The organism is Kitasatospora sp. NPDC059722, from assembly GCF_042733235.1.
Taxonomy (GTDB): Bacteria; Actinomycetota; Actinomycetes; order Streptomycetales; family Streptomycetaceae; genus Kitasatospora.
In genome coordinates, this window is sequence record NZ_JBHWGD010000027.1 from 49,981 (window position 1) to 68,146 (window position 18,166).

Sequence of the window (18,166 nt, forward strand, 5' to 3'; positions counted from 1 at the left end):
CGCCCACCCCCCGCCCGCGGTTGCTCAATCGGGCCCGGACTTGAGGAATTAGAAAAATATACCACAACACACCCCGCGGGCTCCCCCCCCGGCGTTCGCGCCGGGGGCTCAGCCCGTTTCGCATGCCCCTCGCACCGCTCTGACCTGGGGTCTTCCCACGACCCATCAGCTGACGGAAAGTCGGTGAGCATAGCGCTGTCGCCATGTCAGGGTCAAGGTCTATCTTTTCCGTCCCCACTTCGGTCAAAGTACGTCCACCTGTCTTTCATATTGGTTTACCGAGCCTTGGCCAAGAGTCGGCTCGGCCGGGGAGGACGTCACAACGTTGAAGACCACCAGGAGAACCGCTGCGGCCACCACGGCTGCGGCGGTCATCGTCACGCTCGGCGCGGGTCTGTTCCCGAGCAGCGCCGTCGCGGCCGGTTCGGCTGCCACGCCGAAGGACCCGGCCGACGCCGTCCAGTCCGTCAACACCGAGCACAACATTCCGGGCCCGCTGACCGAGAAGGTCGACGCCGAGCGCAAGGCCGCCACCGAGCAGTTGCTCGACGGCACCGCGCAGGTCGAGCAGCACAACGGCAGCACCAGCGTGAAGCTCGGCAAGGACAAGTACGTCGAGCTCGCCCGTGAGCGCACGGACAAGATCTTCACGATCCTCGTCGACTTCGGCGACCAGGTCGACAACACCACCAAGACCGCCGACGGCAAGGTCAAGTACGGTGGCGAGGCCGGTCCCAAGCACAACGAGATAGCCGCGCCGGACCGCGCCACCAACAACTCGACCGCCTGGCAGGCCGACTACAACCAGCAGCACTACCAGGACCTGTACTTCGCCAAGGACAAGGCCTCGCTGAAGACCTTCTACGAGAAGCAGTCCTCGGGCCGCTACTCGGTCGACGGCGTGGTCTCGGACTGGGTCCGGGTGCCGTGGAACGAGGCCCGCTACGGCTCCGACTACTGCGGATCCAACGTCTGCGCCAGCGCCCAGGACCTGATCCGGGACGCCGTCGACATCTGGTACAAGGACCAGGTGGCGAAGGGTCAGACCCAGGAGCAGATCAAGGCGACCCTGGCCTCCTACGACCAGTGGGACCGCTACGGCTCGCACCACGACGGGAACTTCAACCAGCCCGACGGGTACATCGACCACTTCCAGATCGTGCACGCCGGTGAGGACAAGTCGGCCGGCGGCGGCAAGCAGGGCAACAAGGCCCTGTGGGCCCACCGCTCCTACGTCTACGGCAACCTGACGGGCCAGGCCGGCCCCGACGGCAACAAGCTCGGCGGCGTCCAGGTCGGCGACACCGGCTTCTGGATCGGCGACTACACGATGCAGCCGGAGAACGGCGGCCTCGGCGTCTTCGCCCACGAGTACGGCCACGACCTCGGTCTGCCGGACCTCTACGACACCGCGGGCAAGGGCATCGACAACTCGGTCGGCTTCTGGTCCCTGATGTCCTCCGGCTCCTGGCTCGGCGAGGGCAAGGACAGCATCGGCGACATGCCGAACGACCTCGACGCCTGGAGCAAGTACCAGCTCGGCTGGCTGAAGGCCGACCGCGCCAAGGCGGGCACCGAGTCGACGCACCACATCGGCCCGGTGGAGTACAACACCAACCTGCCGCAGGCACTCATCGTCGACCTGCCGAAGAAGTCGATCACCACGGAGATCAACAAGCCGTTCGGCGGCCAGTCCGAGTGGTGGAGCGGCAGCGCCGACAACCTGAACGTCACGCTCACCCGTGACATCGACCTGACCGGCAAGACCAAGGCCGGCATCAACGCCAAGGCCTGGTACGAGCTGGAGCAGGACTTCGACTACGCCTTCGGCGAGGTCTCCGTCGACGGCGGCAAGACCTGGACCGTCGTGGACGGCACCTGGAACGGCGCCGCGCTCCCCAAGGAGAACGGCCGTCCGGCCGTCAGCGGCCTCGCCGCCACCTGGGGCGACCTGTCCTTCAACCTGGACGCCTACGCCGGGAAGAAGATCCAGTTCCGCTACCACAACACCACCGACGGCGGCCTGCACTACCGGGGCTTCGCGGTGGACGACATCTCGGTGGTCGCCGACGGCGCCACGGTGTTCAGCGACGACGTGGAGAAGGGCGACAACGGCTGGACCGCCGCCGGCTTCACCCGCTTCGGCGGCTCGTTCACCAAGGAATACGGGCAGTACTACATCGCCGAGAACAAGCAGTACGTCTCGTTCGACCAGACGCTGAAGACCGGCCCGTACAACTTCGGCTTCGCCGACAAGCCGAGCTGGGTCGAGCACTACGCGTACCAGCCCGGCCTGCTGATCTGGTACTGGGACCAGTCCCAGACCGACAACAACGTCAGCGCCCACCCGGGCCACGGCCTCGTGCTGCCGGTCGACTCGCACCCGGCCCCGCTGAAGTGGGCGGACGGCACCCTGATGCGTCCGCGCATGCAGGGCTTCGACTCGACCTTCGGTTCGCGCCGCGTCCCGGCGCTGACCCTGCACAAGGCCGGCGTCGAGACGGTCGTCCCGAAGTCCAAGGGCGTCGACGAGTTCAACGACCTGAAGTCCTGGTGGTCCAAGGACGACCAGTACAGCGGTGTGGACGTCCCGAAGACGGGCACCAGCATCGAGGTCGAGAACGAGTCCTCGAACTACCTGGAGACCTGGATCCGGGTCCGTCCGGTCGACAACTGATCGGTGAGCGGACGTAGTTGATCCGTCGGTCCGACCCGTCCCCGCACTGCGCGGGGGCGGGTCGGACGCTTTTCAGGCCTTGCGCTCGGGCAGGCGGTCGAGGAAGGCCGCGACCGCCTCCGCGATCCCGGCGGCCGTCCAGTCCAGCGCCTCGGCGGCCACCGTGACCTCGGTCATCGCCAGTCCCGGCGGGCCGGGCTCGCGCCAGCTGCCGAACAGGCCCACCTTGGCGTCCTCGGCCAGCCCCAGGCCCGCCTCCTCCAACTCCGCGGCCGGGTACGGCAGCCAGAGCTGGAACTGGTGGGTGTGCGGCGGCGCCGGGTGCACCCGGGCGCCGGGCACCGCGGCGACGGCCTCGGCCAGCGCGCCGGCGACCGTCCGAGCGTGGGCCACGTACCCCTCCAGGCGCGGGAGTTCGCGCTCCAGCCCGGCGAGCGCGGCCAGCGCGGGCGGCCACTGCTGGAACAGCTGGCCGCCGTACCGGTGCCGCCAGGCCTTCGCCGTCCGCACGAAGCGCTCCGGACCGGCCAGTGCGGCGCCGCTGATCCCGCCGAGGGTCTTGTAGAAGGAGACGTACACCGAGTCGGCCAGCGCGGCGACCTCCGGCAGCGAGCGGCCGAGGTGGAACACCGACTCCCAGAGCCGCGCGCCGTCCAGGTGCAGCGCCGCTCCCTGCTCCGCCCGCACGACCTCGGCGACGGCCACCAGCTCCGCCCAGTCGGGCAGCACGAAGCCGGCCTCGCGCAGCGGCAGTTCCAGGATCATCGCGGCGTACGGCTCGTCGAAGCTGCGCACCTCCTCGACGGTGGGCAGGCGCGGGGCCAGGGTCGGCCAGACGCTCCGCAGGCCGGTCAGCACGCCGAGCGCGTGGCGCTCGTGCTGGTCGGTGTGGCCGAGCGGGTGGGTGGCCACGGTGGGCAGCCCGGCCGCCTCGGCGTGGATCCGCAGCGCGACCTGCTGGGCCATCGTGCCGGTCGGGAAGAAGGCCGCGTCCTCGGTGCCGAGCAGGTCCGCGACCCGGCGCTCCAGCGCGCGGACCACGCCGTCGCCGTACTGGTCCGGACGCCCGTCGAGGTCGTGGACGCCGTCCGCCTCCCCGGCCAGGGCGGCGAGGTGTTCGCGCAGGCTCTTCGGCCGGTGGCCGGAGAGCAGCCGCTCGCAGCCGCGCTGGGCGGCGAAGCGGCGGTCCTGGAGGCTCGGGCGGCGGGGGCCGTCGAGGTCGTCGCTGCTGTTGGCATACATGCGTCGATCGTCCCCCAGCGGAGGCTCCCGGTCAGCGGTGCGGACGCGAGCGGCGGGCGCGGCCGGCGGCAAACCTCACGGCCGCGTGGTGCTGGTCACAGGACTCGGAGGCGGTACGACCGGCGGTAGTAGACGGCGTCGACGGGCGCGGCGGACGACGCGGACCGTGGGCCGACCATCGGATTTCATGATCGTTGCTCCGTCGGCTTGAATCTCCGGCGCGACACCGACTACACGCCGTAGTACGTCACCGCGTTTGGGAGTCCGCTCGGTGACGGTTAAAGCTGAGTGGTCCCCCGCTCAGCACACGCCGCGCCCGACCGGGCCCTTCGTGCTGCCCTTCTACGACCGTGATTGGGCCCGCCATGTCCTCTGTCCCGCCCGTGGGGCCGGCCCTGCGCCGGCTCGCCGCCCGCACGGCGGCCCAGGCGGCGGCCTGGCAGCCCCGACTCGGCCACGCCGTCCGCACCGTCGGCGCCCACGCCGCGCCGGTGCTCGCGCTCGCCGAGGCCCGGCACCCGCTGCCCGGCGCCCGGGTGTGGGCCGACCGCGAGCGGGCCGTCGTCGCCGCCGGGGGCACCGCGGTGCTGCTGGCCGCCGCGCTGCTCGTCGCCGCGCCCGGCAGCGCCTCCGCGCAGACGGTCCTCCCGACCACCCCCGGCAGCTCGGCCTTCACCGCGCCGCAGGCCACGGTGCCCGTCCCCGGCATGGTGCAGGTGGCCGGGCCGAGCCCGTACCGGCTCCCGGACGACAGCGAATCGGCGCAGGCGGACGTGGCGATGGCCCCCAACCTGCTGCCGGTCGAGCCGGCCGCCGAGCCGACCCCGGGGGCGCCGACGGCGTCGGCCCCCGAAGGCGGGGAGGCCGTGCCCGCACCCGCCGCGGCGCCCGACTGGTCCGCTCCCGTCCCGGGCGCGCCGACCAGCAATCCGTACGGGGTGCCCAACTCCGAGTACGCGGCGGGCTACCACACCGGGGTGGACTTCGCGATCGACCCGGGCACGCCGCTGCTGGCGGTCGGGAACGCGACCGTGGTGTCGGCCGGCTGGGACGGCTCGTACGGCAAGGAGGTCGTGCTGCGGCTGACGGACGGGCGCTTCGCGCAGTACGCGCACCTGTCCTCGGTGGAGGTGTCGCCCGGCCAGCAGGTCTCGGCGGCCGAGGAGATCGGGCGCTCCGGGAGCACCGGCAACTCGACCGGGCCGCACCTGCACTTCGAGATCCGCACCAGCAACCGCTACGGCGCGGTGATCAACCCGGTCGCATACCTGGCCTCGCACGGCGTCACGGACTTCTGAGGTCCCGAGGGGGACGGGGCGGCTCGCGCGGCGGGCCGCCCCTCCGTCGTGACCGGGCCCGGGTGTGCTCGGGCCCGGGTGTGATCAGGCCTGGGCCGGGGCGGGAACCGGGCGGTCGATCAGGGCGCCGATCTCCAGCGCGACCTCGCGGGCGGCGGCCATCGCCTCCTCCACGGTGGCCTGCGGCGACTCGTGCCACAGGTGGTCGACGTGGTCGGTGCCGGTCTCGTCCTGCTTGAGCAGGAACATCGCCGAGTTGATGGTGAAGAGCGACATCGCGGCGCGCAGCCGGTCCTGGAAGCTCGCGTCCGGCCCGTGCACGAGGCGGACCATCGCGATCATGCGCTCCTTGAACTCCAGGCCGGCCGGCGACTCGCGCAGGGCGGGCTGGTTCTCGTGGAAGAAGCGCAGCAGCGGCGCGCGCTCGGACATCCCGGCGGCGAAGCGGCGGATCAGCTCGTCGCGCAGCTCCGGCGTCCAGGGCTGCTGCCGGCCCCACTCGATGGTCTCGTCGATCGGCGCGGCCATGGACTCGACGATCCCGTGGACGATGTCGTCCTTGGTCTTGAAGTGGTAGTAGAGCGCGGCCTTGGTGACGCCCAGGCGGTCGGCGATCTCGCGCAGCGAGGTCTGCTCGTAGCCCTGCTCGGCGAAGAGCTCCAGAGAGACCGCGATGATGCGGGCCCGGGTGTCGCTGCGCGGGCTGTGCGTCGTACCCATGGCCTGCCTCATGACTGCGTCGGTGACTGCTGCGGACGCCGGCGGTGCCCGCCCCCCGGGACACATTCTCCCTGCCCAGGCGGCCGGGATGGAAACTGGCTTGACGACCGGCTAGTGGACAACTTACCGTGCCGACGGTCCATAAACTAGCCGGGCGACAAGTAAGTAGCCGCTCCAGGCCCGACGATCGTCCACACCCAGTCCCGGGAGACACCACCCCATGTCACAGTCCAAGACCGCCGACCCGGTGCCGGAGGACAAGCAGGCCGAGGAGGAACAGCCGCGGTCACCCCGCGAGATCCGCCTCGTGATGGTCGGCCTGGTCGTCACGATGCTCCTGGCCATGCTCGACAACCTGATCGTCGGCACCGCGATGCCCACGATCGTCGGTGACCTCGGCGGCGCCGAGCACCTGTCCTGGGTGGTCACCTCGTACACCCTGGCCACGGCCGCCTCGACCCCGATCTGGGGCAAGCTCGGCGACCTCTACGGCCGCAAGGGCACCTTCCTCACCTCGATCGTCATCTTCCTGGTGGGCTCGGCACTGTCCGGCCTGTCGCAGAACATGAACGAGCTGATCGGCTTCCGCGCCCTGCAGGGCCTGGGCGCCGGCGGTCTGATGGTCGGCGTCATGTCGATCATGGGCGCGCTCGTGCCGCCGCGCGACCGCGGCAAGTACCAGGGCATGTTCGCCGCGGTGATGGCGCTCGCCACCATCGGCGGCCCGCTCGTCGGCGGTTTCATCACCGACCACCTGAGCTGGCACTGGACCTTCTACATCAACCTGCCGCTCGGCGTGATCGCGCTCGCCGTGGTCGTCGTCACCCTGAAGCTGCCCAAGGTCCGCAACAACGCCCGGATCGACTACCTGGGCGCGATCCTGCTCACCACCGGCATCACCTCGCTCGTGCTGATCACCACCTGGGGCGGCCAGCAGTACGCGTGGGGCTCGAAGCAGATCCTCGGCCTGGCCGCGCTGGCCGCCGCCTCGCTGATCGCCTTCTGCTACGTGGAGCAGCGGGTCGAGGAGCCGATGCTCCCGCTCAGCCTGTTCAAGAACCTGAACTTCACCCTGGTCTCGATCATCGGCTTCATCGTCGGCTTCGTGATGTTCGGCGCGACCGTCTTCCTGCCGCTCTACCAGCAGATCGTGCAGGGCGCCTCGGCGACCAACTCCGGCCTGCTGCTGATGCCGATGATGTTCGGCATGCTGGTCGTCTCGCTCGTGGTCGGCCAGGTCGTCACCAAGACCGGCAAGTACCGGATCTTCCCGGTCATCGGCACCATCGTGATGACCGGCGGCATGGTCCTGCTCTCCACCATGGGCACCGAGACCAGCAGCTTCACGTCCGCCTGCTGGATGGTCGTGCTGGGCGCCGGCATGGGCTTCCTGATGCAGATCACCATGCTGGTCGCGCAGAACAGCGTCGAGCTCAAGGACATGGGCGTGGCCAGCTCCACCGCCACCCTGTTCCGCACCATCGGCGGTTCCTTCGGTGTCGCGCTGTTCGGCGCCCTGTTCAACAACCGGGTCGCCGACACGATGAAGGAGCGGCTGGGCGAGCACGCCTCGGCCGGCGCGTCGAAGGCCGACCCGAGCCAGATGAGCCCGGCGGCGCTGAAGCAGCTGCCCGCCCCGGTCCAGGACGCCTACCACCACGCGGTGGCCAACGGCATGCACACCGTCTTCCTGTGGGGTGCGGCGGTGGCCGTGATCGCGATCGCCGCCTCGGTCTTCATGCGCGAGGTGCCGCTGCGCGGCGCCGGCAACGACGAGAAGGCGGCCGAGGCCTCGCTGGAGGCCGCGGCCGTCTGACGGCCCCTGCCGTGCGCGGCTGATCGACGCGACGCCCCCGGAGGGTTCTCCGGGGGCGTCGTCGTGTGTCGGGGCAGGTCTACTGCCATCGGGGCAGAGTTACTGCGGGAGGCGGTAGACGCCCTGCTCGACGGGCTCGACCAGGCCGTCCGCCACGAGGCCGTCCAGGGCCCGGGCCCGCTGCACGGCGTCCGGCCAGACCGCGTCCAGCCGGGCCTGCTCGACCGAGCCGTGCGCCTCGCGCAGGACGGCGAGCAGCTTGCCGCGCACCTGCCGGTCCGTCCCCTCGTAGGACTGGCCGCGCCGGGCCGGGCCCTCGTACGGCGGGCGGCCGGCCCGCTGCCAGGCGCAGTGGGTGAACAGCGGGCAGTCGCCGCACTCGGGGCCGCGGGCGGTGCAGACGAGCGCGCCCAGCTCCATCACGCCGACCGCCCAGGTGGCGGCCGTCCCGGCGTCGTCGGGCAGCAGCGCGGTCGCCGTCCGGCGCTCGGCCGCCGTGGTGGCCTGGGCCGGGTACTCGACGCCCGTCACCGCGCGGGCGAACACCCGGCGGACGTTGGTGTCCAGCACGACGTGGCGCTGGCGGAAGGCGAAGGACGCGACGGCCGCGGCCGTGTACTCCCCCACCCCGGGCAGCGACAGCAGCGTGGCGTGGTCGTCCGGCACCTCGCCGCCGTGCTCCTCGGTGATCGCCACCGCCGCCGCGTGCAGCCGCAGCGCGCGCCGCGGGTAGCCGAGCCGGCCCCACATCCGGACCGCCTCGCCGGGGGCGTCGGCCGCGAGGTCGGCGGGGGTGGGCCAGCGCTCCAGCCACGCCTCCCAGGCGGGCAGGACCCGCTTCACCGGGGTCTGCTGGAGCATGAACTCGCTCACCATGACCGCCCAGGGCGACGCGTCGGGCGTGCGCCAGGGGAGGTCGCGCTTGCTGGCCTCGTACCAGTCGAGGACGGTCGCGTGCAGCGCCGGCAGCGGGAGGGGCAGCCGAAGGGCGGGTCCTGCGGGGGAAGGAGACGCGGTGGTGGCGGTGGCGGTGTTGGAAGTCATGGCCCTTCGATCCTCCCACGCCCACGGACCCGGCCGAAGTGGAGTAGGTAATTCCGGATCCTGTGGAATTTCCGGGCGGACACGCCGGAAGACCTCCCTCGAACGGCTCAAATGGCGGATCATGTGAAGGAAGGGGCGACTGTGCGGTGTTGGTGAGTCAATCGCCACACACTGTCTCGTAGAGTTCGGGTGTGCCCTCTCTGCGTCAACCCGTGGGACCGTTGCCGGCCTCGATCTACTGGCGACGGCGTGTCGTCGTGCTCGCCGCCGTGGCCGCGGTCATCGCCCTCATCACCTGGCTGATGTCCGATCAGGGCGGCGGCGGTGACGACGGATCACAGAGCAAGGCCGCGCAAGCCGCGCCGACCCAGTCCCAGACACCCGCTCAGGCCATCACGCCCGGCGCCTCGCCGAGCGGCCCCGCGGCGCGCCCCGGCGGCGGCAGCACCGGCGGCTCCGGCGGCGGCACGGGCGGTACCGTCCCCGGCTCGGGCGGGGGCGGCGGCGAGGTCAGCCTCAGCACCGGCGGCACGGGCACCGGCGGCGCGGCCGGCCCGGCCCCTGCCACCGGCGGCGCGGCGGCGGGTGGTGCGGCGGGTGGTGCGGCCGGTGGCACCGGCGGCGGTGCGGGCGGCTCCGGTGGCGGCGCCCCCGCGGTGAACACGCCCGACGTGATGGCGCTGCCGATCTGCGCCACCTCGCAGGTGGCCCTGGAGCTGGCCAGCCCCCAGAACTCGTACCAGTCCAAGGACAAGCCGCGGTTCGCCCTGACGGTGAAGAACTCCTCCGGCGCCAACTGCCGCGTGGACCTGGGCCGGACGACCTCGGTGGTCACCGTGACCGCCGCCAACAAGGGCGACCGGGTCTGGTCCTCCGGCGACTGCCCGACCGACCGGGGCAGCCTCTGGGTGCAGCTCCCGGCCAACGGCAGCCAGATCGAGACGTTCACCTGGGACCGCAGCCGCAGCAAGCCGCAGTGCGCCACCCCCGACCCGGCGCCCCCGGCGAACGACACCTACGTGGTGAACGCCGACGTCACCGGCCTCACCGGGGACAAGGTCTCGGCGCGCATCTCGATCCGCCTGGACGGCTGACCGGCCGTCACCCCGCCCGTACGCCGAAGCCCCCGATCCGCGAACCGCGGTCGGGGGCTTCGGTGTTGTGCGGGCCGATCGTTGTGCGGCCGATCGATGCCTGACAGCCGATCCGGCGATCCGGCGATCCGGCGATCCGGCGATCCGGCCGAGGGTCAGACGTAGCGCTCCAGGATGGACGATTCGGCAAGGCGGGACAGGCCCTCGCGGACCGAGCGGGCGCGGGTCTCGCCGACGCCCTCGACCGTCTGCAGGTCGTCGATGCTCGCCGCGAGCAGCTTCTGCAGCCCGCCGAAGTGCTCGACCAGGCGCTCTATCACCGTGTTGGGCAGGCGCGGGATCTTCGCCAGCAGCCGGTAGCCGCGCGGCGAGACGGCGGCGTCCAGCGACTCCGGCGAGCCGGAGTAGCCGAGCGCCTTGGCGACCGTCTGCAGGTCGAGCAGTTCGGCGTGGGTGAGCGCCTCCAGGTCGGCCAGCACCTCGGTGACCGTCCGGCCCTTCTTGGCGGCCCGCTCCGGGAAGTAGTCCCGGGCGACCAGCTCGCGCTCCGGCTCCACACCCGCGATCAGCTCGTCCAGCTGGAGCGACAGGAGGCGGCCGTCGATGCCGAGCTCCAGCACGTAGCCGGCGATCTCGGTGGCGATCAGCCGGACCATCTCCAGGCGCTGGGCGACGGCGGTGACGTCCCGGACCGTCACCAGGTCCTCGATCTCCAGCGCGGACAGCGTGCCGGCCACCTCGTCCAGGCGGAGCTTGTAGCGCTCCAGGGTGGCGAGCGCCTGGTTGGCGCGGGAGAGGACGGTGGTCGAGTCCTCCAGCACCCGCCGGGTGCCGTTGACGTACATCGCGATCAGCCGCATCGAGTGCGAGACCGCGACCACCGGGTAGCCGGTCTGCCGGTTGACCCGCTCGGCGGTGCGGTGACGGGTGCCGGTCTCGTCGGTGGGGATCGTGGAGTCCGGCATCAGGTGGACGCCGGCCCGGACGATCTTGGTGATGTCCTTGTCCAGCACGACCGCGCCGTCCAGCTTGCACAGCTCGCGCAGCCGGGTCGCGGTGAACTCGACGTCCAGGACGAAGCCGCCGGTGCAGATCGACTCGACGTGCTTGTCGAAGCCGAGCACGATCAGACCGCCGGTGTTGGCCCGCAGGACCCGCTCCAGGCCGTCGCGCAGCCCCGTGCCGGGCGCGATCGCGCTGAGGGAGGCCCGCAGCAAGGCCTCCTCACGGGAGGACTTGTCCGCCCCCCGGTCGCTGGCTGCCACGTGACTCCTCCGGTCGCCCGTGCCGCGCGCCTCGCGCCGTGCGCCCGGCCTGCGGTCTGTTGCTCTGTCGCTCAGTACCGCTCGGTACTCGCCTTCTCGTCAATGAGACAGGGGAAAGTCTAACTGCGTGTGGCGGGGACAGGGCTTGGGTCAGCGCAGTTCGTCGGAGTCGAGCGGCTCCCAGCCGTCCATCAGCTCCTCCGGGTAGGCGGCGACCCGGGCCTGGCGCGGGGCCGGCGGCGCCGACGGTGCCTCACCACGCGCCTCACCACGCGCCTCACCACGCGCCTCACCGCGCGGCTTGGCGGCGGCCCGGCGGCGGCCCGGGATGGCGCGCAGCGCCTCGCCGATGTCGGCCACCTCGACCACCTTCATGCCCGGCGGCACCTTGCCCGGGTCCGGCGGGACGAGGGCGTGCGTGAAGCCCAGCCGGTGCGCCTCGGCGAGTCGGCGCTGCACACCCGTCACCCGCCGCACCTCGCCCGCCAGGCCGACCTCGCCGATCGCCACCAGGTTGCTCGGCAGCGGGGTGTCGGTCGAGGAGCTGGCCACCGCGAGCGCGACCGCGAGGTCCGCGGAGGGCTCGCTGAGCTTCACGCCGCCGACCGTCGCGGTGTAGATGTCCTGCTTGCCGAGCTTCACGCCGCCGTGCCGCTCGACGACCGCCAGGATCATCGCGATCCGCGGCGACTCCAGGCCGGAGGTCGTCCGGCGCGGCGACGGGATCTGCGAATCCACCATCAGCGCCTGCACCTCGGCCACCAGCGGGCGCTTGCCCTCCAGCGTGACGGTGAGGCAGGTGCCGGGGACGGGCTTGTCACGCCTGGTCAGGAAGAGGCCGGACGGATCGGCCAGGCCGACGATGCCCTCGTCGTGCAGCTCGAAGCAGCCGACCTCGTCGGTGGCGCCGTAGCGGTTCTTGACCCCGCGGATGAGCCGCAGCCGGGCGTGCCGGTCCCCCTCGAAGCTCAGCACGACGTCCACCAGGTGCTCCAGCAGGCGCGGGCCGGCGATCTGGCCGTCCTTGGTGACGTGACCGACCAGCAGCGTGGCCATGCCGCGCTCCTTGGACGCCCGGATCAGCGCGCCCGCCACCTCGCGGACCTGCGCCGGGCCGCCAGGGGCGCCGTCCAGCTCGGCGGAGGCGATGGTCTGCACCGAGTCGAGGATCAGCAGGCCGGGGCCGACCGCCTCGATGTGCCCGAGCACCGCGCCGAGGTCCTGCTCGGCGGCGAGGTAGAGGTGTTCGGAGAGCGCGTCGATCCGGTCGGCACGCAGCCGGACCTGGCCGGCCGACTCCTCGCCGGTGACGTACAGCGTGCGGTGCTGGGCGGTGGCCGCCTTCGCGGCGACGTCCAGCAGCAGGGTGGACTTGCCGACACCGGGCTCGCCGGCCAGCAGCACCACGGCACCGGGGACGAGACCGCCGCCGAGGACCCGGTCCAGCTCCGGGACGCCCGTCGACCTGGCCGTCGCGACCTGGCCGTCCACCTGGGCGATCGGGCGGGCGGGCGCGCTGACCGGGCCGGCCGCCGTCGTCCGGATCGGCACCGCGCCGTACTCCTCCACCGTGCCCCAGGCGTTGCACTCCGGGCAGCGGCCGACCCACTTGGGCAGCTGGTTGCCGCACTCGGTGCAGCGGTACGCCGGGCGCGGCTTGGCGGTGGTCTTGGTACGGGCAGCCATGGGGCCCACCGTAGCGTCTGGGTACGACAGTGGCGGGTACGGCCGTGCGGGGGCCGGGTCCGATCCGGGTCCGGTCCGGGCCTGGGTCCGGACCGGCTTCCGTTCAGGGCCGCGCGTCCACACACGTGGGCGATGTTGTTACCCGAAAGAAGTACATACGCCAGGAATCGGCCGGACGGGCCGCCCGTCGTCCCTACCGTCGGACGGGTGACAACGCGTACTGATGGGCCGCCGCGCGCGGAAAGACCGGCGACGGCCGTGCTCGCGGCGTACGACCGGCAGGTGGACGGCCTGTTCACCTACTGCCTCTCGGTGCTGTGCGAGCACGACACCGCCGCCGACACCCTGCGCGAGGTCCGCGACCTGGCGCAGCGGCACGGCGGACGGCTGGCCGAACCCGGGCTCGTCCGGGCCTGGCTGTTCTCGCTCGCCCGGTACTGCTGCCTGCGGCGACTCGCGGACGGCGCCGGGGGGACGGCCGGCACCGGGCTGACGGAGGCCGAGGCGGCCCGGCGCCGGCGCGAGCTGGCCTCGCTCGCCTGGCCGGAGGCGGCCGGGACCGGCCCCGAGCAGCGGGAGGCCCTGGAGCTGTCGGTCCGCCACCGGCTGACCCCGCTGGAGGTGGCCGCGGTGCTCGGGCTGCCGTTCGACGCGACCCGGGCGCTGCTCGGCGCGGCGGAGGCGGAGGTCGCCCGCACCAGGTCGGCGCTGCTGGTGCTCGGTGTGGGCAGCTGCCCGGAGCTCGACCGGCTCGGCGGGGCCGGGGCGGAGAGCTGGCGGGACTGGGTGCTCGGGCCGGCGCTGCGGCGGGAGCTCGTGCAGCACGTCGTCGACTGTCCGACCTGCCGGGGGACGGCGGAGCGGGTGGCGGGCGAGGCGGCGGACGGTGCGGGGCCGACGGGTCCAGCGGGTCCGGCTGGGCTGGCCGGGCTGCCGTTGCTGACGGCGCCCGCCGCGCCGGACGGCATGGTGGCGTACCTGCCGCAGGCGTCCGGGGCCGGGCGCAGTGCGAGTGCGGAGGCGGCCGTCGAACCGGGTCTGCGGTTCGACCAGAGCGGGTTCCCGCGGCACCGCGCGCCGGACGCGGGCCGCGGACTGGCCGTCCGGCGTCGGGTGGTGACCACCGGGGTGCTCGCGGCCGTGCTGGCGGCGCCGGTGGTCGCGCTGTGGGCCGGCCACCGGGGTGGTGGCGGGCCCGGGGCGACGGCGGCCGTGTCGTCGGTGCGGGTGGACGAGGCCGGGCGGCAGGCGGAGCAGCGGCCGGCGGGGGCCGGCGGGGCGGGGGTCACCACCTCGGGTGCGGGTTCCGTCGGTGGGACGGGGGTGCCCGGGGTGGAGCTCGCGGGGGCCGGGGCGACGGGTGCAGAAACGTTCTTCCCCGGCTTCCGCGGGCCCGTGCTCCAAGGTCCCGCCGTCCCCGTCCCGGGCCGGGGCGCGACGCCGCTCGGCAGCCCCGCCCTGATCGCCACCCCCGCGACGGCGGTCGGGCCGGCCGCCGGCTCCGGCTGGGCCGCGGGCGGCGGCGCCGACCGGCCCGCACCGGTCGGGCTGCTCACCGTCGAGGCGGGCGAGTACGGCAACCGGACGGTCCTCACGCTCACCAACTCCGGTGGCAGCGAGATCCGTTGGCACGCGGTCGTGGACGCGGCCTGGCTCCGGCTGAGCCGCGACTCCGGGACGCTCGAACCGGGCCAGCGCATCACGGTGATCGTCACGGTGGACGACGGCCTCGCCCCCACGACGCACTGGACGGCCCGGATCGCACTGCCGCCGTCCGAGGCCGTGGTCACCCTGGAGGGCGGCCCGCAGGACCACGGCGGCTCCGCCCCGCCGTCCGCCTCGCCGACGCCGACCGCGGCACCGACGGCCACGGCCACGGCCACGCCCGCCCCGGGCACCACCCCGACCGCCACGGCCTCGCCCAGCGCGACGCCCGCACCGACCGCCACCCCCACGGCCCCGCCCACGAGCACGCCGACACCCCAGCCCCCGTCCCCGCCCCCGCCCTCGCACTCGCCGAGCCCGACGGCCACGGCGTCCCCGAGCGCGACGTCGACGCCGCACCCGCGGAGCGGCGCATCGGCCCCGCCGCAGCCTTCGCCGCGGTGAGGGAGCGCCTTTCGGCTCACACCGGAGGGCGGGCTGCGGCGTCAGGTGCACGCGACGGTGGGTGGGGCGTCTCCCGGCCCGAGTGGGGCGTCTCCGGCCTGAGCCGAGAGCGGTTCAGCGCCGGTGGATCAGGGGCACCTGGTACGTGCCGTCCAGGACGGACTGCTTCGGCCGGTAGAAGCGGATGATCGGGCGGAACTCGCCCGCCGGGGTGGGCAGCCAGTTCGCCAGTTCCGTCGGGTCCTCGGGCTCCTCGTGCTGGAGGGTCAGGGTGAGCGAGCCGTCCGCGCCGTGCACCAGGCCGGGGGTGCGGTCGCCGATCGAGTAGCGCTCGATCGGGTTGTCCACGAGGTAGTAGTCCGGCAGCGAGTACATCGTGACGGACCAGAACGCCTCGGCCGGCGGCGGCTGGTCGAAGCGGAGCGTGTAGCGGTTCGCGCCGCTGAGCGGGCGGCCGTCGGAGTCGTCGTACGTCATGGCGTACGAGGCCTCGTAGGCGTGGTTGCCCCACAGGCCGGCGCGGGCGGCGGCGGCCCGGCTGAGGTAGCCGGCGCGGCGGTCGGGGATGCGCCACTCGGGGTCGTCGATGGTGCCGGGGCCGAGGTGGTCGATGTTGTAGTCGAACAGGTGCAGCGCCGAGCGCCACTCCCCCAGCGGGTGGTCCTCGGGCGGGCGGGTGGCCGCCTCGACCCGTTCGCGCCCGGCGGCCAGGCCCTTGAGCAGGGTGTGGGTCCAGTCCGAGGCCGCCGCCCGGTACGGGGAGACGCCCTCGTCCAGCAGGCCCAGCGGGGCCAGCCGCCGCTCGTACTCGACGTCGGGCCCGGAGGGCGGGAAGGCCCGCATCCAGATCCGCATCCGTTCGAAGAACGCGAGCCGCTCGGGGACGTCCTGGTCGGGCTCGGGCAGGCCGGCGGCCAGGCCGCCGGGCTCCAGCGGGGTGAGGGTGAGCGCGTTCTGCAGGACCTTGACCCGGGGGAGGTCGTCCGGGCCGGCGCAGGCGAAGCGGCCGACGACGGTCGCGACCGTGGTCGGCGCCTCGATCACCTTCTCCGGGTCGGGCGGGGTGCCGTGCCAGCCGGGCGGGACGACCAGCCAGGTCTGCGCGCCGGTGCCGGTGGCGCGGCTGCCGAGGTAGGCGAAGTTGTCGGTCCAGGCGCCGACGAACTGCAGCACGTAGTAGGCCCCGGCGGTGTCCGGGACGTGCAGCACCTGGGGGCCCTCGGAGAGGTCGAGCTGGGCGATCGAGTAGACGGTGTCGTTGTTGACCGAGACGAAGTCGTCCCCCGGGGCGGCCAGCCGGGTGGCGTGGCTGAAGCGGTTGAACGTCGCCGCCGGCAGGGTGCCCATCCCGCCCTTGGTGAAGCGCTCGACCATCGTGAGGCCGGCGACGAGCGGGTAGCCGTAGACGTACGCGTCGGCGGCCAGGGCCTCCAGCTCGGGCTGGGTCATCGGGTGTCCTGTCGTGGTCGGTCGGGGGTGGTCGGGGGCGGTCGGGCCTGGGGAGCGGTCGGTCGGGGGTGGTCGTGACAGGTCGGGGTCAGGGGGCGAGCGGCGGTCAGCGCGGGGTGAGCGGCGGGAGCCGCCAGCGACCGTCGAGTGCGGGCGCCTCGGGGCCGTGGAGCCGCAGGACGACGGTGAACGGGCCGTCCGGCGCCGGGAGCCAGTTGGCGGAGTGCTCGGCGTCGGCGGGGCGCTTGTGCCGGACGTGGAGCGTCAGACCGCCGTCCCGGTCGTGGACCAGGCCCGGGGTCCGGTCGCCGATCGCGTAGCGGTCGAGGGTGTTGTCGACCGGCCGGCGGTCCGGGAGCTCGTACAGGGCGGCGGACCAGGAGAAGCGGGCCGGCGGCAGCGCGCCGGGGCCGAACCGGATCGTGTAGTCGCGGTCGCTCGCGCTGGGCGGCCGGTGGCCCTCGCTGTCGGCCGTCCAGGCGCCGCACCAGACCTCCTCGGCGGGGAGGTCGTACGGGCCGAGCCGGGCGCCGAGGGCCTGGCGCAGGTAGTCGGCGCCGGTCTGCTCGCGGGTGCCGGCGAGGCCGCACGCGTCGGGGCGGACGGCGGCCTCGCGCTCCAGCCGGGCCCGGGCGTCGGCGATGCCGCGCGCCATCTCGGCGCGCACGTCCAGCGGGAGGGCGGCGGGCTCGAACTCGCCGCGGCCATCGATCCCGAGGTCGGTGAGGCGGCCGCGCAGGTCCGCCTCGGCGGGCGGGAGCGGGACGGCGGCCGGGTGGCGGGGCGACGGGAGCGGGAAGAAGCCGAGCAGGAAGTCGAGGAAGGCGAAGAACTCGACGGTGTCCGTCACCTCGTCCCGCCAGACCGGCCAGACCGGGTCCGGGGCGGGGTGCGGCGCCGGGGTGCCCTCGTACTCGTGCAGCGGCCGCAGCCGGTACTGCTGCCGGACGGCCTCCATCGCGGCGACGTCGGCCGGCTCCGGCCCGGCGAGGTGCGTGCGGGCGACGATGCCGGCCAGACGGGTGGCGGTGCGGATCACGCTCCGGACGCCGGGCGGCGGCTCGCCCTGCCAGTCGGGGCCGGCCACCAGGTGGTCGCCGGCCTCCGGGCCGGTGGCGCGGGCGCCGACGAACCCGGCGTACACGGCGTCGAGTTCGTGGACCGGCAGCACGTAGTAGCGGTCGTCGGCGGGGACGGAGAGGACCCAGGGCTCGGCGCGCAGGTCGAGCCAGGCGGAGGAGGACGGGAGGTCGTGGTCGACGGCTCCCTCACCGAGGGGCGAGGCGGGGAGAGTCGCAGTGTGGGGGGTCGCGGTGCGGAGGGTCGCCGGGTCGAGGGCGGACGGCGGCGGGTGGTGACGGAAGACGCCGAAGCCGCCGACGTACGCCGGATCGGCGTCGTCCAGCGCCTGCGCGTACAAGGTGCGGTAGTTCCGCAGGATCGGGTACCCGCGCAGCCACGCCTCGGCAGCCGTCGCACGGACGGTGGTCGGATCGACGAGGGCCGGGCTGACCATGGTGTCGCTCTCCCCAGCAGGATCAGGACAAATCACTACATAGGGGATGCTAGGCGGGGAGGCGCCGGTCAGCACCTGGAGCGGCGGGCGGAGGGAAGCGAAGGGAAGGGGACGCCCCGGGAGAGGGAAAGCGGGAGGGAAGCAGGAGTGGGGGGGGGGGGGGGGCGGCGGGCCGCACCCCCCCCCCGGCCGGGGGGGGGGGGGGGGGCCACCCCGGCGCGCGGCGCGGCGGGGTGGCGGCGGGGGGCGC

12 protein-coding genes are annotated in these 18,166 nt (G+C 73.4%); 5 read left to right on the forward strand and 7 right to left on the reverse strand.

Annotated features, from left to right (window positions below; translation table 11 throughout):
* Positions 1-325: 325 nt before the first annotated feature.
* The gene (locus tag ACFV4F_RS19130) at positions 326-2,677 is read left to right on the forward strand and encodes an immune inhibitor A domain-containing protein (RefSeq protein ID WP_380503841.1); all 2,352 of its coding nucleotides are present in this window, start codon (positions 326-328) and stop codon (positions 2,675-2,677) included.
* 72 nt (positions 2,678-2,749) lie between these two features.
* Here ACFV4F_RS19130 and ACFV4F_RS19135 read toward each other — a convergent pair whose 3' ends face one another.
* On the reverse strand, positions 2,750-3,919 hold the full coding sequence (locus ACFV4F_RS19135; protein WP_380442394.1) for a threonine aldolase family protein: 1,170 nt from the start codon (positions 3,917-3,919) through the stop codon (positions 2,750-2,752).
* Between the two features lie 365 nt (positions 3,920-4,284).
* Here ACFV4F_RS19135 and ACFV4F_RS19140 point away from each other — a divergent pair, with 365 nt between their 5' ends.
* Entirely contained in the window at positions 4,285-5,217 is a 933-nt protein-coding gene (locus tag ACFV4F_RS19140; protein WP_380503844.1) for a peptidoglycan DD-metalloendopeptidase family protein, read from the forward strand.
* Between the two features lie 84 nt (positions 5,218-5,301).
* Here the strand turns inward: ACFV4F_RS19140 and ACFV4F_RS19145 are convergent, their stop codons facing one another.
* Positions 5,302-5,937 (reverse strand): TetR/AcrR family transcriptional regulator, encoded by a 636-nt coding sequence (locus tag ACFV4F_RS19145; RefSeq protein WP_380442398.1) that lies wholly within the window; start codon positions 5,935-5,937, stop codon positions 5,302-5,304.
* 220 nt (positions 5,938-6,157) lie between these two features.
* Here ACFV4F_RS19145 and ACFV4F_RS19150 point away from each other — a divergent pair, with 220 nt between their 5' ends.
* Positions 6,158-7,753: an MDR family MFS transporter gene (locus ACFV4F_RS19150; protein ID WP_380503847.1), complete on the forward strand. Its 1,596-nt coding sequence runs from the start codon at positions 6,158-6,160 to the stop codon at positions 7,751-7,753.
* Between the two features lie 99 nt (positions 7,754-7,852).
* On the opposite strand, the gene ACFV4F_RS19155 is transcribed toward ACFV4F_RS19150, so the two are convergent.
* Positions 7,853-8,797, reverse strand: coding sequence for an A/G-specific adenine glycosylase (locus ACFV4F_RS19155; protein WP_380442402.1), 945 nt, complete (start codon positions 8,795-8,797; stop codon positions 7,853-7,855).
* 212 nt (positions 8,798-9,009) lie between these two features.
* Between ACFV4F_RS19155 and ACFV4F_RS19160 the strand changes: the two genes are divergently transcribed.
* Positions 9,010-9,891, forward strand: coding sequence for a hypothetical protein (locus ACFV4F_RS19160; RefSeq protein ID WP_380503850.1), 882 nt, complete (start codon positions 9,010-9,012; stop codon positions 9,889-9,891).
* 155 nt (positions 9,892-10,046) lie between these two features.
* On the opposite strand, the gene disA is transcribed toward ACFV4F_RS19160, so the two are convergent.
* A complete protein-coding gene (gene disA / locus ACFV4F_RS19165) occupies positions 10,047-11,156 on the reverse strand; it encodes a DNA integrity scanning diadenylate cyclase DisA (protein ID WP_380442406.1) in 1,110 nt (369 codons plus the stop codon).
* Between the two features lie 150 nt (positions 11,157-11,306).
* Entirely contained in the window at positions 11,307-12,842 is a 1,536-nt protein-coding gene (radA, locus tag ACFV4F_RS19170; protein ID WP_380503853.1) for a DNA repair protein RadA, read from the reverse strand.
* A gap of 207 nt (positions 12,843-13,049) precedes the next feature.
* On the opposite strand from radA, the gene ACFV4F_RS19175 reads away from it, so the two are divergent.
* On the forward strand, positions 13,050-14,951 hold the full coding sequence (locus ACFV4F_RS19175) for a hypothetical protein (protein ID WP_380503856.1): 1,902 nt from the start codon (positions 13,050-13,052) through the stop codon (positions 14,949-14,951).
* 114 nt (positions 14,952-15,065) lie between these two features.
* Here the strand turns inward: ACFV4F_RS19175 and ACFV4F_RS19180 are convergent, their stop codons facing one another.
* Both ACFV4F_RS19180 and ACFV4F_RS19185 read right to left on the reverse strand, forming a co-directional pair.
* Positions 15,066-16,400, reverse strand: coding sequence for a DUF1254 domain-containing protein (locus tag ACFV4F_RS19180; RefSeq protein WP_380503859.1), 1,335 nt, complete (start codon positions 16,398-16,400; stop codon positions 15,066-15,068).
* 106 nt (positions 16,401-16,506) lie between these two features.
* Entirely contained in the window at positions 16,507-17,916 is a 1,410-nt protein-coding gene (locus ACFV4F_RS19185; RefSeq protein ID WP_380503862.1) for a DUF1254 domain-containing protein, read from the reverse strand.
* Between the last annotated feature and the right edge of the window lie 250 nt (positions 17,917-18,166).

Excerpts from the sequence above, each read along its gene's own strand:
- ACFV4F_RS19135 (WP_380442394.1), bottom strand. The coding sequence starts at position 3,919 with ATGTATGCCAACAGCAGCGACGACCTCGACGGCCCCCGCCGCCCGAGC.
- ACFV4F_RS19140 (WP_380503844.1), top strand. The coding sequence starts at position 4,285 with ATGTCCTCTGTCCCGCCCGTGGGGCCGGCCCTGCGCCGGCTCGCCGCC.
- ACFV4F_RS19145 (WP_380442398.1), bottom strand. The coding sequence starts at position 5,937 with ATGGGTACGACGCACAGCCCGCGCAGCGACACCCGGGCCCGCATCATC.
- ACFV4F_RS19150 (WP_380503847.1), top strand. The coding sequence starts at position 6,158 with ATGTCACAGTCCAAGACCGCCGACCCGGTGCCGGAGGACAAGCAGGCC.
- ACFV4F_RS19155 (WP_380442402.1), bottom strand. The coding sequence starts at position 8,797 with ATGACTTCCAACACCGCCACCGCCACCACCGCGTCTCCTTCCCCCGCA.
- radA (WP_380503853.1), bottom strand. The coding sequence starts at position 12,842 with ATGGCTGCCCGTACCAAGACCACCGCCAAGCCGCGCCCGGCGTACCGC.
- ACFV4F_RS19180 (WP_380503859.1), bottom strand. The coding sequence starts at position 16,400 with ATGACCCAGCCCGAGCTGGAGGCCCTGGCCGCCGACGCGTACGTCTAC.
- ACFV4F_RS19185 (WP_380503862.1), bottom strand. The coding sequence starts at position 17,916 with ATGGTCAGCCCGGCCCTCGTCGATCCGACCACCGTCCGTGCGACGGCT.